This window comes from Kineosporia sp. A_224, from assembly GCF_002198655.1.
In the GTDB taxonomy this organism is placed as follows: Bacteria; Actinomycetota; Actinomycetes; order Actinomycetales; family Kineosporiaceae; genus R-H-3.
The window spans coordinates 1-24,834 of the sequence record NZ_MWLN01000162.1 but is presented as its reverse complement, the minus strand read 5'-3'; the positions used below and the strand labels follow the sequence as shown (position 1 = coordinate 24,834).

At 74.5% G+C, this 24,834-nt stretch carries 28 protein-coding genes; 11 read left to right on the top strand and 17 right to left on the bottom strand.

Annotated features, from left to right (window positions below; translation table 11 throughout):
- Positions 1-68 precede the first annotated feature (68 nt).
- From EDJALFJO_RS14535 to EDJALFJO_RS14505, 7 genes are all read right to left on the bottom strand, one after another.
- Positions 69-1,109 (bottom strand): alcohol dehydrogenase catalytic domain-containing protein, encoded by a 1,041-nt coding sequence (locus EDJALFJO_RS14535; RefSeq protein ID WP_088286413.1) that lies wholly within the window; start codon positions 1,107-1,109, stop codon positions 69-71.
- 4 nt (positions 1,110-1,113) lie between these two features.
- A complete protein-coding gene (locus EDJALFJO_RS14530; protein WP_369812536.1) occupies positions 1,114-2,304 on the bottom strand; it encodes a malate dehydrogenase in 1,191 nt (396 codons plus the stop codon).
- A 95-nt stretch (positions 2,305-2,399) separates the two neighbouring features.
- Entirely contained in the window at positions 2,400-2,981 is a 582-nt protein-coding gene (locus tag EDJALFJO_RS14525; RefSeq protein ID WP_088286439.1) for a BMC domain-containing protein, read from the bottom strand.
- A gap of 50 nt (positions 2,982-3,031) precedes the next feature.
- Positions 3,032-3,889, bottom strand: a complete 858-nt coding sequence (eutJ, locus tag EDJALFJO_RS14520; RefSeq protein WP_088286411.1) for an ethanolamine utilization protein EutJ — start codon at positions 3,887-3,889, stop codon at positions 3,032-3,034.
- On the bottom strand, positions 3,879-5,300 hold the full coding sequence (locus EDJALFJO_RS14515) for an aldehyde dehydrogenase family protein (RefSeq protein ID WP_088286409.1): 1,422 nt from the start codon (positions 5,298-5,300) through the stop codon (positions 3,879-3,881). The genes eutJ and EDJALFJO_RS14515 overlap by 11 nt, the downstream gene beginning before the upstream one ends.
- Before the next feature lie 29 nt (positions 5,301-5,329).
- Positions 5,330-5,653: a BMC domain-containing protein gene (locus EDJALFJO_RS14510; protein WP_088286407.1), complete on the bottom strand. Its 324-nt coding sequence runs from the start codon at positions 5,651-5,653 to the stop codon at positions 5,330-5,332.
- A gap of 55 nt (positions 5,654-5,708) precedes the next feature.
- Positions 5,709-5,999 carry a EutN/CcmL family microcompartment protein gene (locus tag EDJALFJO_RS14505; protein WP_088286405.1) on the bottom strand — a complete coding sequence of 97 codons (291 nt, stop codon included), beginning with the start codon at positions 5,997-5,999 and terminating at the stop codon, positions 5,709-5,711.
- Between the two features lie 224 nt (positions 6,000-6,223).
- On the opposite strand from EDJALFJO_RS14505, the gene EDJALFJO_RS14500 reads away from it, so the two are divergent.
- A complete protein-coding gene (locus EDJALFJO_RS14500; protein WP_088286403.1) occupies positions 6,224-7,210 on the top strand; it encodes a hypothetical protein in 987 nt (328 codons plus the stop codon).
- Positions 7,211-7,217: 7 nt separating this feature from the next.
- A complete protein-coding gene (locus tag EDJALFJO_RS14495; protein ID WP_198950301.1) occupies positions 7,218-8,303 on the top strand; it encodes an HAD family hydrolase in 1,086 nt (361 codons plus the stop codon).
- Between the two features lie 41 nt (positions 8,304-8,344).
- Here the strand turns inward: EDJALFJO_RS14495 and EDJALFJO_RS14490 are convergent, their stop codons facing one another.
- The 7 genes from EDJALFJO_RS14490 to EDJALFJO_RS14460 form a co-directional block, all read right to left on the bottom strand.
- Entirely contained in the window at positions 8,345-10,831 is a 2,487-nt protein-coding gene (locus EDJALFJO_RS14490) for a pyruvate, phosphate dikinase (protein ID WP_088286435.1), read from the bottom strand.
- Between the two features lie 2 nt (positions 10,832-10,833).
- Positions 10,834-11,454 carry a hypothetical protein gene (locus EDJALFJO_RS14485; protein WP_088286401.1) on the bottom strand — a complete coding sequence of 207 codons (621 nt, stop codon included), beginning with the start codon at positions 11,452-11,454 and terminating at the stop codon, positions 10,834-10,836.
- Between the two features lie 130 nt (positions 11,455-11,584).
- On the bottom strand, positions 11,585-13,015 hold the full coding sequence (locus EDJALFJO_RS14480; protein WP_088286399.1) for a hypothetical protein: 1,431 nt from the start codon (positions 13,013-13,015) through the stop codon (positions 11,585-11,587).
- 46 nt (positions 13,016-13,061) lie between these two features.
- A complete protein-coding gene (locus EDJALFJO_RS14475) occupies positions 13,062-13,481 on the bottom strand; it encodes a PEP-utilizing enzyme (RefSeq protein WP_088286397.1) in 420 nt (139 codons plus the stop codon).
- 171 nt (positions 13,482-13,652) lie between these two features.
- The gene (locus EDJALFJO_RS14470) at positions 13,653-13,967 is read right to left on the bottom strand and encodes a BMC domain-containing protein (RefSeq protein ID WP_143448582.1); all 315 of its coding nucleotides are present in this window, start codon (positions 13,965-13,967) and stop codon (positions 13,653-13,655) included.
- 470 nt (positions 13,968-14,437) lie between these two features.
- Positions 14,438-14,848 carry a hypothetical protein gene (locus tag EDJALFJO_RS35000; protein ID WP_198950300.1) on the bottom strand — a complete coding sequence of 137 codons (411 nt, stop codon included), beginning with the start codon at positions 14,846-14,848 and terminating at the stop codon, positions 14,438-14,440.
- A gap of 100 nt (positions 14,849-14,948) precedes the next feature.
- Positions 14,949-15,578: a helix-turn-helix domain-containing protein gene (locus tag EDJALFJO_RS14460; protein ID WP_088286395.1), complete on the bottom strand. Its 630-nt coding sequence runs from the start codon at positions 15,576-15,578 to the stop codon at positions 14,949-14,951.
- A gap of 114 nt (positions 15,579-15,692) precedes the next feature.
- Here EDJALFJO_RS14460 and EDJALFJO_RS14455 point away from each other — a divergent pair, with 114 nt between their 5' ends.
- The 3 genes from EDJALFJO_RS14455 to EDJALFJO_RS14445 all read left to right on the top strand — a co-directional run bounded on the left by EDJALFJO_RS14455 (position 15,693) and on the right by EDJALFJO_RS14445 (position 17,428).
- Positions 15,693-16,673, top strand: coding sequence for an NAD(P)/FAD-dependent oxidoreductase (locus EDJALFJO_RS14455; RefSeq protein WP_088286431.1), 981 nt, complete (start codon positions 15,693-15,695; stop codon positions 16,671-16,673).
- A 28-nt stretch (positions 16,674-16,701) separates the two neighbouring features.
- Positions 16,702-16,998, top strand: coding sequence for a hypothetical protein (locus EDJALFJO_RS34995; RefSeq protein WP_198950299.1), 297 nt, complete (start codon positions 16,702-16,704; stop codon positions 16,996-16,998).
- 76 nt (positions 16,999-17,074) lie between these two features.
- On the top strand, positions 17,075-17,428 hold the full coding sequence (locus EDJALFJO_RS14445; RefSeq protein ID WP_198950298.1) for a UBP-type zinc finger domain-containing protein: 354 nt from the start codon (positions 17,075-17,077) through the stop codon (positions 17,426-17,428).
- 12 nt (positions 17,429-17,440) lie between these two features.
- Here EDJALFJO_RS14445 and EDJALFJO_RS14440 read toward each other — a convergent pair whose 3' ends face one another.
- The 3 genes from EDJALFJO_RS14440 to EDJALFJO_RS34990 form a co-directional block, all read right to left on the bottom strand.
- Entirely contained in the window at positions 17,441-18,445 is a 1,005-nt protein-coding gene (locus tag EDJALFJO_RS14440) for a Gfo/Idh/MocA family protein (protein ID WP_088286391.1), read from the bottom strand.
- 23 nt (positions 18,446-18,468) lie between these two features.
- Entirely contained in the window at positions 18,469-19,716 is a 1,248-nt protein-coding gene (locus EDJALFJO_RS14435; RefSeq protein ID WP_143448580.1) for a hypothetical protein, read from the bottom strand.
- 101 nt (positions 19,717-19,817) lie between these two features.
- Positions 19,818-19,973, bottom strand: coding sequence for a hypothetical protein (locus tag EDJALFJO_RS34990; RefSeq protein ID WP_198950297.1), 156 nt, complete (start codon positions 19,971-19,973; stop codon positions 19,818-19,820).
- A gap of 182 nt (positions 19,974-20,155) precedes the next feature.
- Here EDJALFJO_RS34990 and EDJALFJO_RS14430 point away from each other — a divergent pair, with 182 nt between their 5' ends.
- From EDJALFJO_RS14430 to EDJALFJO_RS14410, 6 genes are all read left to right on the top strand, one after another.
- Positions 20,156-20,524, top strand: coding sequence for a VOC family protein (locus EDJALFJO_RS14430; RefSeq protein ID WP_088286387.1), 369 nt, complete (start codon positions 20,156-20,158; stop codon positions 20,522-20,524).
- A 68-nt stretch (positions 20,525-20,592) separates the two neighbouring features.
- Positions 20,593-21,252 carry a hypothetical protein gene (locus EDJALFJO_RS14425; protein WP_143448579.1) on the top strand — a complete coding sequence of 220 codons (660 nt, stop codon included), beginning with the start codon at positions 20,593-20,595 and terminating at the stop codon, positions 21,250-21,252.
- Positions 21,253-21,401: 149 nt separating this feature from the next.
- On the top strand, positions 21,402-22,076 hold the full coding sequence (locus EDJALFJO_RS14420) for a hypothetical protein (RefSeq protein WP_088286383.1): 675 nt from the start codon (positions 21,402-21,404) through the stop codon (positions 22,074-22,076).
- Positions 22,073-24,190 carry a PepSY domain-containing protein gene (locus EDJALFJO_RS14415; protein WP_088286381.1) on the top strand — a complete coding sequence of 706 codons (2,118 nt, stop codon included), beginning with the start codon at positions 22,073-22,075 and terminating at the stop codon, positions 24,188-24,190. Before EDJALFJO_RS14420 ends, EDJALFJO_RS14415 begins: the two co-directional genes overlap by 4 nt.
- Positions 24,191-24,323: 133 nt before the next feature.
- Positions 24,324-24,503 (top strand): hypothetical protein, encoded by a 180-nt coding sequence (locus tag EDJALFJO_RS33540; protein ID WP_143448578.1) that lies wholly within the window; start codon positions 24,324-24,326, stop codon positions 24,501-24,503.
- A gap of 125 nt (positions 24,504-24,628) precedes the next feature.
- A partial coding sequence (locus EDJALFJO_RS14410) for a response regulator (protein ID WP_143448577.1) occupies positions 24,629-24,834 on the top strand: 206 nt, incomplete at its 3' end.

The window sequence follows — 24,834 nt, the reverse complement described above, 5'->3', positions numbered from 1 at the left end:
TCCTCGGGGCAGGTCCAGCCGAGACCGTGAGTCTACGTTCGGGTTTGCCGGGTGTGAACACATCTGCGTCAGCCATCCGGGCGCACCAGGGTCTTGACCCCGGACCGGGAGGCTGCGACCCCGAACGCGGCCGGCAGGTCACCGAGCGGCACCGTCGCGGTGACCAGCGGGAGCGGGTCGACCTGCCCGCCGCGCAGCAGCCCGAAGAGCGCGTCGGCGTCGCGCATCGCGTCGCCGACGGCGAACGACAGGGTGATCTCGTCGGCGAAGAGCCGGGCGAGGGACGGCGACCACGACCGGTCCCCCGGGACACCGACCGAGCACAGCGTCCCGCGCGGCCGGAGCAGCTCGAGGGCGGCGTCGAGGAGCGCCGGCCCACCGACGGCGTCCAGGACGGCGTCGGCCCCCCGACCGTCGGTGAGCCTGCGGACGGCGTCCGCGGCGGCGGCGGGCTCGACCGCCGGCACGCCGCACGCCTCGGCAAGGTTGCGGCGGGCGGCCAGCGGCTCGACGAGGACGACGACCCCGGCGCCGAGCGCCTGCGCGACCTGGGCACAGAGCTGTCCGACCGGGCCGCCGCCGAGGACTGCGACGACGTCGCCCGGCAGGAACCGGGCGCGGCGGGTCGCGGCGTAGGCGGTGGCGAGGGCGTCGCCGACGAAGACAGCCGCGTCGTCCGGCACCTCGTCCGGCACCGGGGCGAGGACGACGTCCGCATGCGGCACCCGGACCAGCTCGGCGTGGCAACCGGCGAGGGCGGGGCCGAACGCCGTCCCGGTGCCCATGAACCGTCGTTCGTGGCACTCCCAGTGGTCGCCGCGACGGCACCACCAGCACAGGCCGCACGCGGTGAAGTCCGCCGCGACGACCCGCTGCCCGGGTCGGACCCGTCGCACCCCGGGGCCGACCTCTCGCACGGTCCCGACGAGCTCGTGGCCGGTCACCGTGCCGGGGGTCAGCCCGTGCCCGTCGCCGACGAGGTGCAGGTCGGTGCCGCAGACGGCGGTCCGCCGGACCTCGACGACAGCATCGTCCGGTGCCTCGACCCTCGGCTCGGGCAGGTCGACCCGGCGCAGCTCCCCCGGCGCCCAGTAGGCCACGGCACGCACCGGGTCATCCCGTCGCGGTGGTGCCGGGCGGCACGTCGGCGAGGGTCTCGACCCGGGCCCGGACGCGGTGCGCGGCGTCGACGAGCGCTGCCCGCTCCGGCGCGGTGAGCGGGACCTCGACGACCTCGCGGACGCCGTCGCGGCCGAGCCGGGCGGGCAGACCGATGTAGACGTCGCGCAGGCCGTACGCGCCGTCGGCGAGGACCGCGGCGGGCAGCACCTCGCCCCGGTCACGGACCATCGCGAGGACCATCGCCGCGGCGCTGGTTCCGGGAGCCATGAACGCGCTGCCCGTGCCGAGGAGCGCGACGATCTCGGCGCCGGAGCCTCGGGCCCGTTCGACGAGGCCGTCCACCGCGGAGGCCGGGAGCCGCTCCTGCAGCGGCCGACCGGCGACGGCGGCCCGGGACAGCGGCAGCACCATCTCGTCGCCGTGGCTGCCGAGCGCGACCGCGTCGACCTCGTCGGGTGCCGCGCCGGCGGCGACCGCGGTGAGCGCCCGGAACCGTGCGGTGTCCAGGACACCTGCCATGCCGAGTACCCGGGATGCCGGGAAACCGGTGCTGCGCCACGCCTGGTGGGTCATCTCGTCGAGCGGGTTGGTCACGACGACGACGACCGCGGCCGGCGAGGTGCGGGCGATCGCACGGCTCACGGTGTCGACGATCGCCGCGTTCGTGGTGACGAGGTCGGCCCGGCTCATCCCGGGGCTGCGCGGCCGACCCGCGGTGAGGACGTAGTAGTCGGCGGGGCCGGCGTCCTCGACCCGGCCGACGCCGCGCAGCCGGGTCCGGAACCCGCTCAGCGCACTGGTGTGCGCGAGGTCGAGGGCGATCCCGGCGGCGAGCCCCTCGACGACGTCTGTGAGGACGACCTCGTCGACGACGTCCGCCTCAGCGAGCCGGAGCGCCGCGATCATCCCGACGTGCCCGGCCCCCACGACGACGACCCGGGCTGCGCGACCGGGACCACCCGGCGACGCCGGGGACAGGGTGCGCACACCGGCTGCGGCGGACACGGCCGGGACCGGTCCGCCGCGGCGGAACAGCGCACCGGACGGGGGGCCGAGGTCCGCGGGCGGGCCGGCCGCGAGATCGACGCCGGCGCGGTCGACGCCGGCCGAGTTGCCCCCCGCGCCGGTCGGGATCGCGCCGGTCGCGGCGCCACGGACGACGATCCGCACCGAGCGCTCCATGGCACGCTCGCGGGCGAGCGGCGTGACCAGGTCGCCGGGACCCACGACCAACTCGTGCCCCGCGGCGTCGACGTCCTGCGCGGAGACGACGCGCATCACGCCTCCCGGCCGTGGACGCCCTCGAGGGCGGCGACGGCGGCGTCCCGGGCGGACTCGACCTCGCTCTCGGTGCCGGACAGGAACATCCGGCCGAACCGTCCGACCGCGCGCAGCTCGATGACGGTGATGTTCGCGTGCTTCTCGGCCTCGTTCGCGGCGATCGCGATGTAGGCCGCAGGGGCGACCTCCATGATGAACAGGCTCTGCCCGGGCATGAGCATCGAGCCCTTGCGCCACTTGTTGAGCAGCTGCGCCTGGTAGGGGTGCACGTTGGTGATGAACTGGGTGGAGGCGATGACCGGGCGCAGCCGGTCCCCCTCGGACATCCCGAACTCGTCGAGCACCGCCTGCCCGGCCGCCTTCACCTCGGCCTGCTGCTCGGAGTGGATCTCGAGCAGCCCGAACTCGCGCTCGATGATCTGCAGCGCGGGGCGGACGCCGGCCGCCTTGAGCGCGATGTCGGCGGCCCGGAACACCTCGTTGCCAGGGGCCATCTCGATGTAGAGCTCGGACATCCCGGCGAGCGGGACGTCACCCGGGCTGGTCGCGGCGATGTGCGCCGCGCACTGCGGCTGCATCCGGTCGATGAAGGCGTACGTCCGCAACGTCGCCGTCGACGGCCCGCCCCTCACGGCGCGCTCCTCGCGATGCCGACCGGGGTGACGAGCAGCGCGTGCGGGTAGCCGTGGACCGGCCGGTCGAGCCAGCGCTCGACGACGGCGGCGGCTCCGGGCAGCATCAGACCGCCGCCGACGAGGTGGACCGGGAGGTCCTTCGCGCCGAGGGTCATCCGGCGCACCGACTCCGCGACCCGCTCGACGGCGGGGACGACGACCGGCAGCGCGGTCGTCGGGTCCTCGCGCTTGAGGCGTTCGGCGTCCTCGACGCCGATCCCGAGGCCGCCGGCCAGGACGAGGTCGACGTGGTGCCCGCCGCCGGGCCGGTCGTCGAGGGCGACCAGCGCCCCGGCGCGGAACACCCCGACGCCGGTGGACCCCCCGCCGACGTCGACGACGACGCCGTCGCGGACCTCGAGCACCCGCTGCGCGGCACTCACCTCGTCGGTGAGCGTGACCTCGTCGAAGCCGGCCGCCTCGCAGACATGCACGCACGCGCGGGAATCGGCGGCCGGGACACCCGGCGGGGCGGCGCAGGCGGCGGCCGGCAACGGCCGCCCGAGGTCGGCCTCGGCCCGCGCGCGCAGGGTCCGGACGGCGCGGGCCGCACCGTGGAAGTCCACGACGACGCCGTCCCGCACGGGGTGCGCGGCCAGGCTGTCCGCCCAGACCGGGGCACCGTCGATGTCGAGGACGAGGACGACCGTCGTGGCCGTTCCCAGGTCGACCCCGACCCGCAGGGGGCCCGCGGCGACGTGGGCGGCGGCTCCGCGACCGAGCCGCTCCGCGGTGGCGGCGAGCAGCAGGGACGGGTCACGCGGGCCGGGCACGTCGAGAGGCGCCACGTCGGCGGCCGGTTCAGAGGTCATCGAGGCTCACCGGTTCCCGGACGCTGCGCCACGGCCTGACCTCGTGCGCGACCCGCTTGATGTTCACCAGGTGCAGCGGGGTGACGTTGTCCGAGCAGATCGAGCCCGACCAGGTGCCGGTGCCGAGCTGGAACGACGGGTCGACCTCGGTGGAGTAGCCCATGCCACCGAAGAGAGCGGGGGTGTTGACGACGATCCGACCGGCGGGAAGCGTGGCGAAGCGGGCGATCTCGGCGTGGTCGCTGGAGTGCAGCGCGACCGTGTGGCCTTCACCACCGAGGGCGAGCACCTCGCGGCAGCGGGCCCGTCCGGCGGCGCTGTCGGCGGCCCGGTAGACGGACAGGACCGGTCCGAGGATCTCCCGGGAGAGCAGCACGTCGGCGCCGACCCGGTCGAGCTCGGCAGCCAGGACCCGGGTGCCGGCAGGGACGGAGAACCCGGCGGTGGCAGCGAGCCGGACGGCGGTCTGGCCGACGTTCGCCGGGTCCAGGCCGCCCTCCCGGGTGAACAGTGCACCGGCGAGCGAGGCCTGCTCCGCCGGGCTCATCCAGTACGCGCCGCGGGCCTCGAAGTGGCGGAGGAACTCGTCGGCGACCGCGGCGTCGACGACGACGGACTGCTCGGCCACGCACGCCGTCCCGTTGTCGAAAGACTTCGAGGAGATGATCATCTCGGCAGCCTCGGCGAGGTCCGCGGTGCTCCGGCCGACCCAGGCCGGCACGTTGCCGGCACCGACGGCGATCGTCGGCTTCCCGCTGGAGTAGGCGGCGCGCACCATCCCCGGCCCGCCCGTGGCCAGCACCAGGGCGACCTCGCGCTGGCGCATGAGCTCGGCCGTCGAGGCCAGCGTCGGGGCGTCGAGGCAGCCGATGATCCCCTCGGGGGCGCCGGCGGCGACCGCGGCGTCCGCCATCACCCGGGCGGCGAGCGCGGTGCAGCGGGCCGCCCGCGGGTGCGGGGCGTGGACGACGGCGTTGCCGGACTTCACCGCCGCGAGGCTCTTGAACAGAGTGGTCGACGTCGGGTTGGTCACGGGGATGATCGCCGCGATGACGCCCATCGGAGCACCGACCGCGGTCACCTTGTGCTCCTCGTCCACCCACAGCACACCGACGGCACGGCGCTGCAGCATCCAGCGGGCGACGAACCCGGTGTTGTAGCGGTTCTTGTGGATCTTGTCCTCGTAGACGCCGTAGCCGGTCTCGTCGACGGCGAGCCGGGCCAGGTCCTCGGCGGCCGCGGTGCCCGCGGCCGCCATCGCGCGGACGTAGTGGTCCAGGTCGGCCTGGTCGGCGCCCTCGAGGGCGTCGAACGCGTGGCGGGCGGCACGCACCTTCTGCCGGACCTCGGCGAGGGCGGCGAGGTCCGGGTCGAGCGCGGCCGGTCCGGTCGTGACCGTCGGTGCGGGCATGGCTCACCTCCGTGCTGGCGCCGTGAGGGTCAGGACTTCGGCCGGGTGAGGACGGCGAGGATCCCTTCGGTCTCGTCGTGCGGGCGCGGGATGACGTGCACCGACACGACCTCACCGGCCTTCGCGGCGGCGACCGCGCCGGCGTCGGTGGCCGCCTTCACGGCACCGACGTCGCCGCGGACCATGACCGTGACCAGGCCGCCGCCGATCTCGCGATGCCCGATCACCTGGACGTTGGCCGCCTTGACCATCGCGTCGGCGGCCTCGATGGCCCCGACGAGCCCCTTGGTCTCGATGAGGCCGAGTGCGCCACGCGGGCCGGCGGGTGCGGACGACGAGTCGTTCGTTGCCATGGTTCCTCCCGGATCCGATCTCGCGATGGTCAGGCGGTGCGGTCAGACGGTGCGGTCAGACGGTGGAGTAGCTGACGGTGCCCTGGTGGACGACGGAGTCGACGATCGCGACGACGGCGCAGTCGGTGGGGGTGGCGGCGGTCTGGGTGCAGACCCGGGCCGCGCCGCCGGTCGCGACGAGGACGACGTCGCCGTCGCCGGCACCGACCAGGTCGACGCCGACGAAGGTCGGTGCGTCCGTGGCGGCCCCGGGTCCGGTGTCGCGCAGCACGAGCAGGGACAGGTTGTCCAGGCCCGTGTCCTTGACGGTCGAGACGACCTGGCCGACCACCGTCGCGAGCTTCATCGCCTCACCGCCGTCGTCGTGGGTCCTGGGTTCTGCTCCGCACCCGACGTCCGGACAGTAGGAGCGGGCGCAGACCGGTCGCGCTATCCGCACGGGACAACGTTGCTGCGGTGGGTTGTCCGGGCCCGCCCTGTGCCGGGCCTGTGCCGGGCGGGAGAGTGCGAGGGTCGCGCACGGCTGCCGACCCGGGGTCGGTGGCCGCCCATCCGGCCCGAGGAGGCGCAGTGATCACGGACGACGACGCCCGGCTGCACACCCCGACGACGACCGACCCGCTCTGGGCGGAGACGAACTACTTCGGTCTCTACGTCGCCGAACCGGCGGTGAACATCGGCGTCTACCTGCTGGCCCGGGCGAACGTCGGCGCGGCGAGCTCGACGGTGTCGGTGAACTCCGGCCGGGTGACGATGCCGTGGGCGGCGGACTACTGGGACGCCTGGCAGCACCTGCCGATGGGGCCGGACTTCGACCTGTGCGACTACTCGCTGGCGAACGGGCTGAAGGTCCGCTGCACCGACCCGAACAGGGTGTTCGACGTCGACTTCGACGACCCGGACGCCCAGATGTCACTGCACTTCCGGTACACCGCGCTCATGCCGGGGTATGACATCAACGACCCGGACATGGACCCGCTCGCGGCCCGCCGCGACATGGACAAGACGTGGGGCCACGCGTACGCCGGGCACTTCGACCAGTCTGGGCACTACGAGGGCGAGCTCGTGCTCCGCGGCCGCCGGTACGACATCGACTGCGTGGCGACGATGGACCACAGCTGGGGGATCCGCGCGGAGCGCCAGACGTCGCGGATGAGCTGGCTCCACGCGCACTTCAGCAAGGACCTCGCCGTGCACGCGATCTTCGACTTCGACACCGCAGCCGGTCCCGACGCACCGTCCCCCTTGCGCCTCACCCACGGGTACGTCATGGATCGCGGCGAGGCGGTCGGGCTCGCGAGCGGCGGAGGCGTCAGCGACCGGGAAGGCTTCTACCCCGAGCACGTCTCGCTGCAGCTCACCGACGCCAAGGGACGGACGTGGGAGCTCGACGGGCGTGCCCTGACGACGTTCCCCTGGCAGGCCTGGCCCGGCACCGTCGGGCACAACAGCCTGCTCCGGTGGACGATCCGCGGCGAGACGTCGGCCGACGGCGGGCACGGCGAGGCGATGGACTTCGTGGGCCTGCGCGAGCTCTGCGCCGTCTACCACCGCTGAGGCCCCGGTGGCCGCCGGTTCCCCGCTGGGCCAGGTGCCGGACGTCGTCCGGCCGGTGCACGCGGTCATGTTCGACATGGACGGCACGCTCGTGCAGACCCGGTACGCCTCCTGGGAGATCTTCGAGGGCGTCAACCGCCGGTTCGGGCTCGGCGTGGACACCCCGGAGGCCTACTACGAGCTGTTCCGCAGCAACGTGTTCGGCGAGATCGAGAAGCGCTGCACGGACGCCGAGCAGTACCGCGCCGTGAAGGCGGACTTCCTCGCCGCGCTGCGGGTCGGCTACCACCCGGTGATGATCCCCGGGATGCTGCACGTCGTCCGCCGGCTCGCGTCGGTCGCGACGCTGGCGCTGCTGTCGTCGAACGCCCTGCCGGTGATGCGCCGGATCCTCGTCGACAACGACCTGGCGTTCTGCTTCGCGCACGTCTTCGGTGGCGACACGGTGCCCGACAAGCGGACGGCGATCCGGCAGTTCCTCGCCGACACCGGCAGCGGCTTCGGCCGCCGGTGCAGCGCGGACTACGACGAGGCGATGGTGCCGGTCGAGGTCGCCGCCGAAGGCACCGTCCTCGTCACCGACACCGCCGGCGACGTCCGGGAAGCGGTCGAGGAAGGCATCCGGGCGGTCGGCGTCGCGTGGGGCATGCACTCGGTCGACCAGCTCCTGGACGCCGGCGCCGAGTTCGTCGCGCTCTGGCCGCAGGAGGTCGGTTCGTACCTGCTGCAAGGGATCGACGCGGCGCCGCGCGGGGCGTGCGAGATCCCGGCCCGGGCCGGAGCGGCCCCGGCGGCGTGCGCCGGCACGTGCGGCGGGTCCTGCGGCGGCCGGTGCGGTGGAGCCTGCTCAGGAGCGTGCGCGTCCTGCCCGGCGGCGTCCGCGCGGCCCGGGCCCGTGCCGGCGGACCGGTCGGCGCGCCGGCTGCGGGCCGCCCAGGGCCTGCTGACCACCGCCGTACCCCCGTCGTCGCCCCCGTCGCCGGACCCGTCGGCGTCCCGCTCCCCCGTACGACCCACGCCGGCGCGGGCCAGGACGGGCGAGGACCGGACGGTCGAGGAGCTCACTGCCGCGGTGGCGCGGATCTGTCGCTGAGCGGCCCCCGGCAGTGCGGGCGGCTGCCCGGCCAGGCGCGACTACCCGCCGGTCGCAGCCTGACCGAGGGCGAGCAGCGCGGGCCGGACCTCGTCGACCTCGACGGCGAACCGCCGCAACCCGAGCCGGTACAGCGCGCCGACCATCGGTGCCGACACCCGGCCGGACAACCGCGCCCCGAGGGCCGGCGAGGCGTCGTCCGGCCCGGACCGCGGTGCGGCCGCCAGCGCCGGCGCGAAGAGCGAGCCGACGACCGGGTCCAGGACGGTGCGGGGGTCCGCGAGCAGGCCTCGCCGGACGTAGTCGTCGAGCGGCTGCTGGGTGAGCAGCTGCCGGGCCGGGATGCCGAACATCCGGGCCTGCACCGTCCGGACCTCGACCCACGCGAGCTCGTCGCTGCGGACCATCGACGCCAGGTGGCTCACCGCCCGCGGGCTCGTCAGGTAGGCCCCGACCGGGACGGCGCCCGGCAGCTGCGCACGCAACGCCCGCAGCGCGTCGGCCTCGGCCGGATCCCGGAGGTGCCGGACGCTGAGGTGCGCCCTCGCCCCGGAGTCCGCGGCGGCCCGGGTGACGGCCGCGAGCTGCGCACGGAGCAGGTCCGGGGCGCCGACGGGCATCGACAGCTCGGGGAAGCGGGCGAGCAGGGCGGTCTGCTGCATGAGCTCGCGGGCGTCGTCCGAGAGGAAGTCGACGGCCCGGACGCCGACCTCGAGGTCGCCGGCCTCCCGCAGCAGCGGGGTGAGCTCGACGACGACGGACTCCTCGAGCTCCTCGCAGACGGCGCGGGTGACCCGGCCCTGCCGCATGAGGGTCTGGACGAGCTTCTCCAGCCGGCCGCTCGCGGCGAGCAGGTCGTCGACCGCGGTGACGAGCCCGGTCGCGCCGCGGGCCCGGGCCGGCTCGACCTGGGGCGGCAGGGTGACCCGTGCGAAGACCCGGCAGCCGGTGACCGGTTCGGCGCGGACGAGGAGCCGGTGGACGACGTCGCTCGCCGACGCCGCCGTCGCACGGGTGAACGCGCCGGCGAAGACCTCACCGCTCGCACCGTCGAGGGAGACCGGGTCACCGGCCGCGAGCACGCGGTCCCCGACCCGGACGCGGCCGGCCGCGACGTCGATGTCGAGGTCGGACGCGCCCACGACGCACGCGGTGCCGAGCGCCCGGGCGACCACGGCGGCGTGGCTCGTCGAGCCGCCGGTGGCGGTGACGATGCCCTGCGAGGCGATCATCCCATCGAGGTCGCTGGGGCTGGTCACCGGACGCGCCAGGACGACGTCGTGGCCGGCGTCCGCGAGCTCGCGGGCCCGCTCGGAGGTGAGCGCGAGGACGCCGCTGACCTGTCCGGGGCAGGCCCCGGTGCCGGTCGTCAGCAGGTCGCCGCGCTCCCGGGCGGCCGCGACGTCCGCGGCGTCGAAGCCGGGCCGGTCGATCTGCCGGACGTGGTCGAGGGTGACCGCCCCGAGCGCGCCGGCGAGGTCGAGGACGCCCTCGTCGAGCAGGTCACCGGCGATCCGGACCGCTGCCTGCGGGGTTCGCTTGGCCCGCCGGACCTGGAGGAAGTAGAGCCGCGACCGCTCGACGGTGAACTCGATGTCCAGGACGTCGCCCTGCTCGCGCTCGAGCCGCCGGCAGGTGGCCTCGAGCTCGGCGAAAGCCTCGGCGGGCATCGCCCCCGGCAGCGGGTCCGGCGTCCGGGTCCCCGCGACGACGTCCTCGCCCTGGCTGGCGGCCAGGAACTCGCCGTAGAGCAGCGGCTCGCCGGTCGCAGGGTTGCGGGTGAACACGACGCCGGAGCCGGAGTCGGCGGACAGGTTCCCGAAGACCATCGCCTGGACGACGACGGCGGTGCCGAGGTCGTGCGGGATGCCGTGGTGGTCGCGGTAGGTCTTCGCCCTGCGGGTGTTCCAGGACCGGAAGACCGCCTCGACGGCGCCCCGGAGCTGCTCCACGGGTTCGGCCGGGACCCGCTCGTCGGTCTCCTGCGCGACTGCCGCGTCGCACGCCGCCCAGATCGCGGTGAACGCGGTGTCCGGGTCGTCGCCGGGCGCGACCGAGCGGACCAGCCGGTCGGCGTCGTCATGGACGTCCATGACGCCGAGCACGGTCTCGGCGTACATCCGGTGGAACCGGGCGACGAGGTCGGCCATGAACGCCGTGCTGCCGGTGAGCCGGGCCACGGCGACGGCGGATCGCCGGTCCAGGCCGAGGTCGAGGATGGTGTCCATCATCCCGGGCATCGACACCGGCGCCCCGGAGCGGACCGAGACGAGCAGCGGGTCCCGGTCGCTGCCGAACCGCTTGCCGGAGCGGGCCTCGAGCTGCGCGAGGCGGGCGAGCACCTCGTCGAAGAGCCCGTCGGGCAGGGCACCGGACGCGAGGTACTCGCGGCAGGCCGCGGTGGAGACGACGTAGCCGGGCGGCACCCGCAGACCGAGCCGGACCAGCCGGGCCAGGCCCGCGCCCTTGCCACCGAGCAGGTCGACGTCGTCCGGGTCGGCGTCCTCGAACGCGAGCGTGTACGTCATCGTCACTCGGTGCGGGCACGCCCGAGGGCGCGGAGCAGGTCCTCGTGGAACTCGAACCAGACCGTGTGCACCGAGTCGTGGGTCGGCGAGGAGACGAACTCGCCGCGACCGGAGTCGACGGCCTCGAGTGCGGCGTCGAAACGCTGCCGGTAGAGCGCGAACCGGGGGTCGTGCGCTGCGAGGGCGTCGAGCAGCGGGCCGAGCCCCTGGACGAGCCGGTCGATCCGGGCGACGACCTTCTCGTCGTAGGCCGGGTCGGTGTGGTCGTTGGGGACCTGTCGGCCGCCGACCTCGACGGTCTGCCAGCGGGTCATCGTCGTGAGCAGCTGGGTGTTGGTCTCCTCGAACCGGTCGACCTCGGCGAGCACCGCCGGGTCGGTGCGCAGTTCGGCGTACCGCTCGGCGGCCACCTCGGCGAGAGCCGGTGCGGAGCCGTCGGTCGGCAGGGCGCTGTCCCCCGCCATGAAGACGAGACCGGCTCCGGCCAGCTCGGCGAGGATCGCGTCGACGTCGTCGAGCCCGACCCCGGTCGCCTCGGAGACCGCGGCCCCGGCGGCCATCTGCTTGAGGACGACGGCGTTGAGGACGTCGTAGTGCCCGGGGGTCGGCAGGGTGGTCGTCATCGTCGCTCCTTCGCGTCGTCCGGCCCCGTCCCGGCCGGTGCGGTCCGACGGCTGCCCTCAGCGGGCGCGGCGAGGCACGGCGGCCGGGGGCGGGCCGCCGTGCCTCGCCGTCGTCAGGGACGGTCGGCAGTCACAGCCAGCGGTACTTCGAGCGGCGCGGATCCGCGCCGTCCGAGAACGGCAGGTAGCCCTCGCCGGAGAAGATCTTCTGCGGCACGGTGACCTGGGCGAACCCGCGCTTGGTGATGTCGTAGTAGTAGTTCGACACCCGCTGGTCGATCTCCCACAGCTGGTAGTCCTTGCACGCCTTGTCGTACGTGCCGGCCAGCCGCAGGTGCGGCAGGATCATGTCGACGTAGTAGACGTACTGGCCGTTCCAGATGAGATCGCGGCGGTTCATCCGCGAGGTCTTCTGGTAGAGCTTGAGCGTCGCGTTCTGGACCTTCGGCAGGTGCTCCCCGAGGTCGGCGACGGGGATGTTGTAGACCTCCGCCATCGGGGTGTTCCACTTCTCCCGCGCGAAGACCGCGCCGCCGACGATCGCCGAGATGTAGTTCTTCGGCCGGGTGAACGTCGTCGAGATGTCGTTGACCCGGATCTCCTCCAGCGACATGAGGTCGGGGTCGATGACGAGGGCGAGCGTGTAGCAGTGCGGCAGCCCCTGGTCGTCGCAGACGTCGCTCCAGTGGAAGGCCTCCTCGTTGACGAAGAGGTCGCGCAGGATGAGCAGCTTGCCGTCGGCCAGCTCGTACGGGCCGGTGTCCCCGAGGCCGAGCCGGCAGTCGTAGTGGTCGAGGAACGACAGCAGCTCGGCAGCCGCGTTGAACCGCGTGAAGGCCTGGTGCGGCGGGCTGTCCGGCTCGAAGTGCTCGACCTGGTTGACGATCGAGTCGAGGAAGTCCTGCTCGTGGATCCGGCAGCGGTACCGGTCCTGGCTGTTGAGGATGTACCCGTCCTGCCGCTTGCCCCACAGGACGCGCTGCATGAACTTGAGGATCTCGTTGCTCTCCTCGATGTAGTCGTCCGGGCCGATCGCCTCCAGGGCGAGCAGACCGCAGCGACCCATCCCGAACCCGACGGCACCGATGCACCAGTCATGGACGGCGTTGACCTTGGTGCCGATCTCGCGACGGGCCGAGGCACCGATGTCCATGATCCCCTGCGCACCGACCTCGTCGGTCGTCATCCGCAGGATCTCCGGCCAGCGGTAGAACTCATGCATGAAGGCAAGGATCTCGTACTCCTGGCGCGGGATCATGCCCGAGACACCCTCGGTGGCCCGCATGACGAGGACGTCCCAGATGTTCCAGGCGAGGTAGTTGTTGAGGTCGTTGAGCTCGTCGATCGTGAACTGGTCGCGGAGCACGTCCTCCTTGCCGACCCGCTCCAGGACGCCGCTCTTCGCCCGGCTTCGGATCATGCGGTCGCCGAGGATCCCGTCCGGGATCGGCTCCTGACCCTTGAAGTTGCCGACGTACGTCAGGTCCTGGAAACGCAGGCCCGGGTCGCCGTCCTGGTAGCGCTGCTTGTACGTCGCGCGGTGCTCGCTCGTCGCAGTCATGGGGCTCTCCTGTGGGGTGAGGGAGGCGTCGAGGCCGTGGTTGGGGTCAGTCGGCCAGCACGACGCGGCCGACCTCGTGGTCGGTGCAGTCGAGCCGCACCCGCTTGCCGTCGAGCTCGCGGGCGATCTCCTCGAAGTGCGAGTCGTCGGTCTCGCCGACGACGTACCGGGAGTCGCTGCTCGTGAGGTAGGCGGTCATCACGCACGGGGTCTGGAACTCGCGGGACAGGATCCCCAGGTGCGACTCCGGAGCGCCGGACATCGTGATCACGCCGATCGCGCCCATGCTCAGGGCCGGCGCGAGGAAGGTCGTCGTCCCGCCGCGGACGAGCAGGATGTGCTCGCCGAGCTTGCCGGACTGGATGAGACCGATGACGTCCTGGGGTGCACCCAGGTACTTGATGACTCCCTCGGGCGACTTGTTCGTGTTGAACACGTTGTAGCCCTCGGCCAGGACATCTCCCATGCTCGCTCCTCCTCGAACGGATGTGGATGCGGTGTCGTACCCCGGGTCGCCTCCGACGAGGAGGTGCCTCGTGTCGTGCGTCACAGTGCCTTCGCCGGTCGGCGGTCGGTCAGGGGGCCACCGGACAACGTTGCGGCCGGTGGTTATCCCGCCCGGACAGCGCCCGGTGGTTCATCGGGCCGGCGCGGTCACGAGCGCGGCGATCATCGCCTCGGTGTCCCGGTCCGGCCTGGGGATGACCTGGACCGCTGCCAGTGCGCCCACCGCCCGGACCGCCGCGGCCGCCGCGGAGGTCGCGGCCTGGACCGCCCCGACGTCGCCGCGGACGACGACGGTGACGTCGCCGTTGCGCATCGTGCGATAGCCGACGACGACGACGTTGGCGGCCTTCACCATCGCGTCCGCCGCCTCGACGGCTCCGACGAGGCCCCTTGTCTCGACGAGCCCGACCGCGGTCCCCGGCACGTTCCCCGGCGTCGTCGCCATGGCAGCCTCCTCGCGCGGCGCACACGCGCCGCCGTCGGTGCTGGCAGGCTAAGCGGCGCCGATCGGGCGTGCCCTTGTCGCGCCGGGACAGTCCGCGGCCGCGTGACTATCCCGCCAGGACCTGGCTCCGGAGCGCGCGCCGGGCTCGGGAGGCTACTCGCTGCGAGGCCCGGGACGGTGGCGGGTTGTCCGGTAGCTCTCGACGGCCTTCTTCGAGCCGCGCCAGACCCCGTCGTTGCCCTGGACCACATCGAGGCGGGCAGGGCCGGCGACCGGAGTTGATACACCTCGCCGATACCTGGAGGAACTCATCAGATCCCGGTCTCGCTCGAGGCTCCTCCCTCCCATCCGGTGGCGAGCATCATCCGGGTCAGGCCCGGCAGGTCCCGGCCCCAAGCGCGCGGGGTCGGCCTCGACGGCGCCAAGCCTCTGTCGGCGCTGCTCGGCAGCGACTGCGGTTCGTTGCTCGCCTAGCCTCGCGGCGCGGGGATGCCGCTCTGCGAGGGCGGCGAGGGTGACGACGGGTCGTCGTCCTGCGGATCGGGCTCGCATCGGACGCCGGCGACCTCGATCTCCCTGCTGCGCACGAGCTCCCGGATCGCAGCGGTCATCGCAGCCAGCCCCGGCTCCGGGACGATCACGTCGTCGGCGCACCAGAAGTAGCTGCCGTGCGCGACCTCGCCGGTCCCCTTCCACACGGCCAGGAGACGGCGGACCTCGTCGACGGTGAACATGGTCAACGCCCAGGACACGCCTTCGGGGAGGTCGACGAACACGTCGACGTTCGCCACGGAGTCCTCGGTGTCGACGTCGCGGTCGAGAAGGAACCGCGCCACGAACGTCTCTTCCGTCACCGTCACCCACGGGTCCCCAGCGGTCATGCTCACTGATGGTGCCACCGTCTCGCTGACCTGAACCGTCGGTGCCAGGTCTGCCGAACCGCCCAGGACACCCACCTAGGCACGGCGCCGAGCACACGGATCAACGGCCGGACATCGGTCCGTTCCCAGGGTCCGCCCCGCGCAGGAGCACACGCTCACCGGGGCGACCGAAGATGCTGAGGACCTCGACGGGGCCCTCTCCGGCGCTGCCGAACCAGTGGGGCACCTGGGTGTCGAACTCGACGGCCTCGCCCACGCCGAGGGACAGGTCTTCGTCGCCGAGGACGACGCGGAGCCGTCCGGACAGGACGCACAGCCACTCGAACCCGTCGTGGCGACGCGGCTTCGGCGTCGTCTGGGACGACGGGACGACGATCTTCCAGGCCTGGACGCCGCCGGGCCGGGTCAGCGGCAGGACCGTCCGTCCGTTGACCCGGCGGGGCTTGGGCCGCAGCCTGCGGTCGCCGGTCTCCGGGGCGCCGACGAGGTCGTCGAGAGGGATCCGGTACACGGCTGCCAAGGTGAGCAGCAGCTCCAGGGTCGGCCTGCGCTGCCTGTTCTCCAGCCGCGACAGGGTGCTCTTGGAGATCCCCGTGCGGGCAGCGACGTCCGTGAGGGTCAGGGCCCGCAGCTCGCGCGCCTGGCGCAGCCGGGGAGCGACGGCCTCCAGCGCGGCCTGGATCGCCGCGTCCGTGGGATCGCCCGTGGTGTCCGACAGCTGTCCGGTCATGTCACCTCGACTCGACGGCGACCCTACCGCCGGCGTCCGCCCGCGAGGCCGGGGCGTTCCCGGAAACGGCAACGATCGTTGTCCGCTCCGCGGCCGGGGCCGAGTCTCGTGGACATGAGCACATTCGACGTAGCAGTCATCGGTGGGGGTGCCGCCGGCCTGTCCGCCGCGCTGGTCCTCACCAGGGCCCGCCGACAGGTCGTCGTCATCGACGGCGGACGTCCGCGCAACGCACCGGCGGCGCACATGCAGGGGTTCCTCGGGTCCGACGGGCTGCCGCCGGCCGCCCTGCTCGCCGCGGGACGGGCGGAGGTCGCCGGCTACGGCGGCCGGCTCGTGGACGGGGAGGTCGTCGACCTCCGGGCCGACCGCGCCGAGGGCACCCACGCCCGGCCGGGCTTCACGATCGGCCTCGCGGACGGCAGCACCCTGCAGGCGCGTCGCGTCCTGGTCACCACCGGGCTGCGGGACGACGTGCCCGACATCCCCGGGGTGCGCGAGCGGTGGGGCCGCGACCTGCTCCACTGCCCGTACTGCCACGGGTACGAGGTGCGCGACCAGCCCCTCGGCGTCCTCGGCGGCGGTCCCGGCGCCCTCGCGCACGCCCACCTGGTGCGTCAGTGGTCCGACGACGTCGTGTACTTCGCCGACGGTCGGACGCTGACCGCCGACGAGCGGCAGCAGCTCGTCGCCCGGGCCGTCGGTATCGTCGACGCACCCGTGACGCGGCTCGTCGTCGACGACGACCGGCTGACCGGCGTCGAGGTCGCGACCGGGCAGGTCGTGCCGCGAGCGGCCGTGTTCGTCCGCCCCCGGTTCGCGCCGAACGACACGCTGCTCACCGGCCTCGGGTGCGCCACGCGGCCCGACGGCTGGGTCGTCACCGACGCCACCGGACGGACCAGCGTCGCGGGCGTCTGGGCCGCGGGCAACGCCGTGAACCCCCGCGCCCAGGTCGTCACCGCCGCGGGCGAGGGGTCCGCGGCCGCGATCGCCGTCAACAACGACCTCGTCGACGAGGACGTCCTCGTCGCGGTCGCCAACTTCAGGCTCGGCCTCCCGCTGCCGGGCCGCCGTCCCTACTCCCTGACCTGAACCTCCACCCGCGCACCGAGGAGCTCCGATGTCCTACCCACTGCCCCACCCGTCGTCCGACCACGGTCCGGCGGACGAGTCCACCACCGCCCGCCGGCCGGTCGTCGGCCCGCCGAACAAGCACGAGCTCGCCGTCATGATCTGGGTCGCGGTCTTCCCCACGCTCACCGCGCTCAACCTCACGCTCGGGCCGTGGCTCGCAGACCTCAACCCGGTCGTCCGCACCTTCGCGCTGGCGACCGTCGCGGTCCCTGTCGTCATCTACGGCCTCATGCCGCGCCTTCACGCGCTGCGGGTACGCCTCCTCGTCCGCCGGATGGCGTGACCCGGGCGGCACCGCCGTCGCTCGCCCCGGGACCGTCCGGTCGCGGCCTCGGCCTGGGTCGGTGACCATGTCGGGCATGAGCATCGAGGGCATCGACCCGGCCGTGCCGCCCAGCGGCCCCGGGTGCGTCGGGTGCGAGGCAGCGGCCGGATGGTGGTTCCACCTGCGGCGCTGCGCCGCCTGCGGTCACGTCGGGTGCTGCGACTCCTCCCCGAACCAGCACGCGTCGCGGCACGCCCGCGAGCACGGCCACCCGTGGATGCGGTCCTACGAGCCGGGCGAGGACTGGTTCTGGAACTTCGACGAGGAGAAGGCGTACGACGGGCCGGAGCCGGACCTCGCACCGCCGAGCAGCCACCCGCTCGACCAACCCGTCCCGGGCCCGGCCGGCCGGGTCCCGGCGGACTGGCAGCAGCACCTCAACAGCTGACCGGGCGACTGCTCAGGTGTACAGGTCCGGCCTCGCGACGAGCTCGACGTCGACCCGGCGGCCCTCGCGGTAGGACCGGACGGCGGCCTCCGCTACGGCGGTCGCGGCGTAGCCGTCCCAGGTGCTCGGGCCGTCGACGCGGCCTGCGGCGAGCCCGTCGACCCAGGCGCGCAGCTCCTGGAGGTAGGCCGGGGCGAACCGCTCCTGCCAGTCGGCGGGCACCCGCTCGGACCGGGCCCCGGCGCTCAGGACGACCGTCGTGCGAGGGTTGTCGAGGCTGACCGTGCCCGTCGAGCCGACGACCTCGCAGCGGACGTCGTAGCCGTACCGGCAGTTGACGAACGACTCGACGGTGACGACCTGCCCGCCGGCCATCTCGAGGACGACGAGCTGCGGGTCGCGCAGGTCGCCGGCGGCGAGCGGGCTGCGCCGCACCGGAACCACCGTGACGGCGGCGATCTCGGTCGCGAACAGCCAGCGGAACACGTCGAACTCGTGGACGACCGAGTCGGTGAGGGACATCTCGCCGCGGAAGAAGTCCGGCACGCTCGCGTTGCGGTGGACGGCGTGCGCGAGCAGCGGCTCGCCGATGGCGCCGTCCGTCATCGCCCGTCGCACGTCGAGGTACCCCGGGTCGTAGCGACGCATGAAGCCGACCTGGACGGACCGTCGGCCGGCGGCCGCCTCCGCCTCGAGGACCCGCACGGCCTGCTCGGCCGACGTCGCGAGCGGCTTCTCGCAGAGCACGGGCTTGCCGGCCGCGATGCAGGCGATCACCTGCTCCGGGTGCAGCTCACCCGGAGACGCGACGAGGACGGCGTCGACATCGTCCGCGGCGACGACGTCCTGCCAAGAGACGAGCGACCGCGCGCCCGCCGAGGCCGCGACCTGCTCCGCCCGACCGGTCGCGACGTCGAAGACGGCGGCCACGGCCGCGCCGGCGACCTGGTTCGACAGCCGGGCCACGTGGTCCGCGCCGATCATCCCGGTGCCGACGACACCGACCCTGATGGTCATCAGTGCTCCTCCCGCGTGGGCCGTCAGCGGCTCTCGACCTCGACGACGTCGACACCGGCCGCGACATCGACGGCGACATCGACAGCGACATCGACAGCGACATCGACAGCGACATCGGCCGTGAGGTCGGGGGCGACGTCCACCGACGCCGCCGGTCCGAGCACGCCGCGGAGCTCGTCGATCTGCGCGGTGACCTCCACGCGACGGCGGGCGAGGTCGGCGACATCGTCCCGCACCGTCCGACGGATGCGCACGGCCTCCTCGTCGGCGTCCGCCCGCAGCCGCGCGGCCTCGACGACGGCCTGCTCGCCGGCCAGCTCGGAGGTCCGCCGCGAGCTCGTCGCCAGCGACCGCGCGTACTCGTCGGCGTCGCTGCGGACCCGCTCGGCCCGGGCGATCGCCGTCGCCTCCTGCTTCTCGGCCTCCTGGCACTGTGCCGCCGCGTCGGACAGGTACTGCGCCGTCGCCGCGAGGGATCGCTCGTGCCGCTCGGCCCCGAGCCGTTCGGCCTGCGCCTCACGTGCGGCGAGCTCGTCCGGCAGGTCGGTCGCCCGCTGCTCGTCGAGGGCCCGGCTCCGCTCGTGGTGGGTGCGGGCGGTGGCCAGCAGGTCCTCCGCCGTCGCCGTCGCCTCCGCGCGCAGGTCGTCGGTCTCGCGCCGGACGGCGGCCCGCAGCTCGAGGCCGTCGCGCTCCGCCGCGGCCCGCAGGGGGTCGAGGTCGCGGTCGACCGCGTCCCGCAGCCGGCGCGCCTCCTGCTCGGCGGCGGCCCGCAGCCGGCCCGCCTCGCGTTCGGCCGACGCCACCAGCCCCGCGGCCTCGCGGGTCGCGGTCGCCAGTCGCTCGCCGGCCCACGCGGTCGCCTCCGCACGGACCTGCGCGGACTCCCGGCGTGCGCGCGCGGTGACCTCCCGCGCCTCGTCCCGGGCCGCGTCGCGCAGGGCGGCGGCGCGGACGACGGCCTCCCCCTCGAGCCGGGCGGACTCCGCGACGGCGAGCTGGACGACGTCCCCGCCCTGCTCCTGCGTGAGGTGCAGCATCCGGTCCACGCCGGCGCCCAACCCGCTGCTCAGCGGCCGCTCGACGTCCCGGGCCTGGTCGCGCGCCTGGCGCAGCTGCGCGGTGAGCTGCTCGGCCCGTGCCTCGACGGACGCGAGCCGGGCCCGCACCTGGGCGACGGCCGCCCCGAGCCGCTCGACCGCGGCGTCGACCTCGCTGCGCTCGTAGCCCCGGGGCACCATCCGGAACGGGGGCTGCCCGCCCGATACGTCCACGCCGCGCCCTTCGCAGGATCACGCCCGCGGTCGTGCGGGCGACGGTGAAGCATCGCATGCCGGGCAGCGGACGCGGGCCTCCGGCGGCGGGTGCCGGCGGCTCAGACGCGGGCGTTCCTCCGGAGCCAGCCGAAGGCCGCCGTGGCGACGAAGAGGACGGCGCCGATCACCACGAGCCAGACGAGGCCCTTGACGACGAGCCCGACGACGACGAGGGCGAGCCAGAGCAGCAGAAGCAGTGCGACGACGCCGAGCATGCGGTCCTCCTGGGTCGGTCCGAGCGCAGGACGCCGCACGGACGGGCCGCGCGAACGCCCGGCCGTCTGTCAGCCGCGGCCGCTCGTGCCCTCCCCGTGCCCGTATCCCGGCCCGCCAATCCCGCGCCGGGCGCACGTCGGGGAACGTCACGCGCTGGACGAGGAGGAGGCAGGATCGTCCGATGCGCGCCATACGGGTCACGGCCAACCTCAGGGTGGCCGACATCGGGACGGCCAAGGACTTCTACACCGGGTTCCTCGGGCTCGGCACCGAGGAGTTCGACCTGGGCTGGGTGGCCCGGTACACCGCGCCGGAGACCGGTGCGCACGTCCAGCTCGTGACGCGGGACGCCGTCGCGCCCGAGGACGCCGTGATCTCGGTGCACGCGGACGACGTCGATGCCGCGTACGAGCAGGCCCGCGCGCTCGGCTACGAGATCGTGCACCCGCTGACGACCGAGGCGTGGGGCGTGCGACGGTTCCTCGTCCGGGCGCCGGACGGCAACGTGGTCAACGTCGTGCAGCACCGGGAGGCCCCGCCCGCGCAGTAGCCCTCCGTCGGGGGGATCTTCGCGCGGCGGGATGTACACCGGTCGGCCCGCCCCCTACCCTCCCGATCATGCCGGGGCGACAGGGGCGGCTCCCTGCGTCGACGTCCACCGTGACGTCGGCGCCCGCCGACGCGCGCCCGCACCGGCTGCAGGCCGACGCCGGCCGGCTCGGGACGACGCTGCGGCTGCCGACCTTCGTCGCCGTCGGCGCCGCGCTCGGGGCCGCCGCCCACACCGCGGCCGCGCACGCGCTCCCCGACCTCTGGCTCCTGCTGCCCGCCGTCGCGGCGGTCACGCTGTGCGGCCTGCTGATCCGCGGCCGCGAACGCTCCTTCGAGGCCATCACGGCGGCGCTGCTCGTGAGCCAGGTCGTCGTCCACGCCGTCCTCACCCTCGCCCACCCGGTCGCCGGCCCGGCCGCCGTCCACCTGCACGGCACCGGCGCCGCGACGGGGCACCTCGCGCACCTCGTGCCCGACGGCCCGATGCTCCTGGCGCACCTGCTGGCGGCCGGTGTCGCCGGGTGGTGGCTGCGTCGCGGCGAGGCCGCGGTCTGGGCCTCCGCCGGCTGGGTCTGGCCCGCGCTCGCCGTCCTGACGGCCGTCCTCCGGCCGGCCCCCGCGGCCGCCCCGGCGCGCTGGTGCGGGCGCGGCGCCGTCGTCCTGCGTGACCTCACGACGTCCGGCGTGCACCCGCGACGCGGTCCACCGGTGCACGCGGCCGCCTAAGGCCTGCCCGCCGTCACCCACCCGTCCGGTCACCCGTCACCTCGTCGAGGTCACGGGGACGTCGGCGTCCGCCTGCCCCTGTCCCTCCGGGCCGGCGCCGCCGCACCCGCCGACCGGCCCCCCGAGAACCGCCGTCCACCGGAGCTCCGATGCCCCTCCCCCGACGTCCGCGCACCCCCGGACGCCCCACCGGCCGTACCGTCGCCCGGACGACCGCCGTCGCCCTGACGACCGCCGCGCTCACCGGCTGCGGCGGCACGGCGGCGCCCGCCGCCACCGGGACGACGAGCGCGACCGCAGCGCGACCCTCCCCGCACAAGCACACGCCCGGGATGCGGATGAACGGCGCCGCCCCAGGACCGGACGCGTCCGGCTCCACCACGTCCGGGGCCACCCCGTCCGGGGCCACCCCGTCAGCGGTCGCCGACGCACGGACGGTCCCCGGTCGCCGGCTCACCCGCGGCACCCTCGCACCGGCCCCCGGCCGGCCGGCCGGGACGCAGGCCGTCGCGGGGACGGCCTGGCTCGCTGCCGGGACGACCGGCACCACGGTGACCGTCGAGCTCACCGGGCTGCCGCCCACGACCTGGTTCATGGTCCACCTGCAGGTCGGGCCGTGCTCCGACCCGGACGCCGCCGCGTTCGAGTTCCCGGCGGCCGCGGCAGGCCCGGCGCACGAGCTGCACGTCATGTTCGCGACGCGGGACGACGGCACCGCGACGGTCAGCGGCGAGGACCCCGGCGACGCCGGCAGCGCCGTCCGGTCGGTGGCCGTCCTGCCGGAGTCGATGACGGGCCGGGTCGCGTGCGCGGACCTCGGGTGAGCGCCGCTCCCCCGGCCGGGCTCCGCCGCCGCGCCACCACGGTCGCCGCCGTCGCGACCGGGGTGACGACGGCCGCGCACGAGTCGGCGCACCTGCTCCACGGCGGCCCGCCGGTGCCGCTCGCCGCCGTCGCCGGCGGCGCGGTGCTCGCCGCCGTGCTGCTGGCCGTCGCCCACGAGGCGCTCGCCGCCCGGCGCGTCCCGGGGCCGGCCGCGCTCGTGGCCTGGCTCGTCGGCGGGCAGGTCGTCGTCCACGCCTGCCTCGACCTGGCCGCCGGCTTCGCGACCGGTGCGCCCGTCATGCCGCCGTTCGCCGGCCCGATGCCCGCCGCGCACGCCGCGGCGGCCGTCGTCCACGCCGTCCTCGTCTGCGGCACCCACCGGTGCCTGCGCGCGGCCGGCGTGGTCGTCGCCGCCGTCGTCGGGTGCGTCCGGCCCACCACGTCCTTCCCCGCGCTCCTGCCGTCCGGCCCGGCCCGGCACCCCGCGGCCGCCGGCACCGGGACCAGACCGGCCCGCCGGCTGGCGACGGTCCTGCTCGACCGCGGGGTGCGGGACCGGCGTGGCCCGCCGCCCGGCCGCGCACCGCCGTCAGCACACCCGCAGACCCGCGCGCCGCCCGGCGCGCAGACCCAGGAGACACCCATGTCCGTGATCCAGGAAACCTCCCGCACGCCCGAACCGGGCGACCCGGAGGACGGCGGCGCGCTCGCGACCGCCGACGCCTCCGCCGACGCCGTCCGCTCCCCGGCCGGCGGCCTCTTCGGCGCCTTCTGGCGCTGGCACTTCTACGCGTCGGTCCTCGTGGTCCCGATCCTGTTCGTGCTCGCCGTGACCGGCCTGGTGTACATGTACCGGGCCACCGTCGACCCGCTGACCCACCCCGGTGTGATCCGGATCGACGAGCAGCCCGGCCGGCACGTCCAGCCGCTGTCGGCGCAGCAGGCCGCCGTCGAGGAGGCCTTCCCCGGCAAGCCCGTGACGGCCGCCGCCGAGGGCACCGACGGGCGGACGACGAAGTTCTCGATCTCCCTCGGCGAGGACGCCACCCGCACCGTCTACGTGAACCAGTACACCGGTGAGGTCCTCGGCGACCTCGACCCCAAGGACCTGTGGTCGGACAAGGCGCTCCAGATCCACGGCACCCTCATGGCCGGCCGGATCGGCGACGGCGTCATCGAGGTCGGCGTCTGCTGGGCGATCGTCATGGCCCTCACCGGGTACTACCTCTACTGGAAGGGCCGCGCCGCCCGCGCCGCCCGGATCGCCCGCGGTGCCCGGGCCGCCGTCCTGCGGCACCGGCACGCCACCTACGGCGCGGTCGCCGGCGTCGGGATCCTGTTCCTCGTCGTCTCCGGCCTGCCCTGGACCGGCTTCTGGGGCGAGAAGGCGCAGAGCATCGCCACCGGGCGCGGGACGAGCCTCTGGGGCGACGACCCGGGCGCGGAGTCGACCCTCGGCGCCACCCAGACCGCGGCCACGGGCGTCTCCGCCCCCGCGCCGTGGGCGCTCGGCGAGACCCCGGTCCCGACGTCCGTCGCGGCGGGCGGGACGACGGTGCCGGTCGACGCCGCGGTCCACGCGGCCCAGGACTACGGGCTCGCGCAGCCCTACGTCGTCTACTACCCGGACGGCGGCACCGGCGTCTACTCGATCGTCAGCGACGGCTGGAACGACCCGGGGAACAAGGCGTTCCAGGACATCACCCGGGAGCGGGCCGTCCACGTCGACCAGTACACCGGCCGGGTCCTCGCCTCCTACGGCTACCAGGACTACTCGCTGCTGGCCAAGGGCGTCATCAACGGCATCGCGCTGCACGAGGGCCGGCGGTTCGGCACGCTGACCCAGATCACCTCGACGCTGTTCTGCCTCGGGGTGATCTTCCTGTGCGTCAGTGCACCGATCCTGTGGTGGAAGCGCCGTCCGGCCGGCAGCGGGCTCGCCGCCCCGCGCGGCCGGATGCCGCTGCGGCGCAGCCCGTTCCTCGCCGTGGCACTGCTGGCGCTCGCGGTGCTCCTGCCGCTGTTCGGGGCCACGCTGCTCGCCGTCCTGGTGCTCGACCAGGTCGTCGTGCGCCGGGTCCCGGCGCTGCGCAGGGCCTTCGGCACGGCCTGACCGACCGGCCGGCCCCGGGCTCCGGCCGGGGGCCGGCCGCGGCGGGTACTACGACCATCGGGGACCCCTCTCCGCCCGAAGGTGGCAGTCCGCCTCGGGGCGCGGACGCCCGGGACGCGCCTAGCGTGGGGTGATGACCAGGACGACGTTGCGGGAGCGGGTGAGACGCTGGGTGGAGCGCGGGCCCACGTGCGACTTCTGCGCACGCGACCTGCACGCCGCCAACCAGTTCGTCGACGCCGACGGCAGCGCGTGGTCCGCGTGCCGGGCGTGCGTCGGCGAGGAGGGCACCGGCCCGGGCGCGGGGTCCTGACAGCCGACCCCTGACAGCCGACCCCTGACAGCCGGCGCGGAGTCGGACGGACACGCAACGTGTCCCAGATGACAGGACTGTCACCGTATTCGCCGGATCGTGATCTTCCGGGCTACCGTCCGCCCGTGGCTGTAATCCTGCTGGTCGAGGACGACGCGGGCATCCGTGCCGCCCTGACCCGGGCCCTCGCGGAGCGCGGGCACGCCGTGTCCTGGCAGCCGGCCGGGATGCCGGGGCTGCAGGCGGTGATCGACGACCGCCCGGACGTCGTCCTGCTCGACCTCGGCCTGCCCGACGTCGACGGCCTCCAGGTCCTGCCCATGCTCCGCTC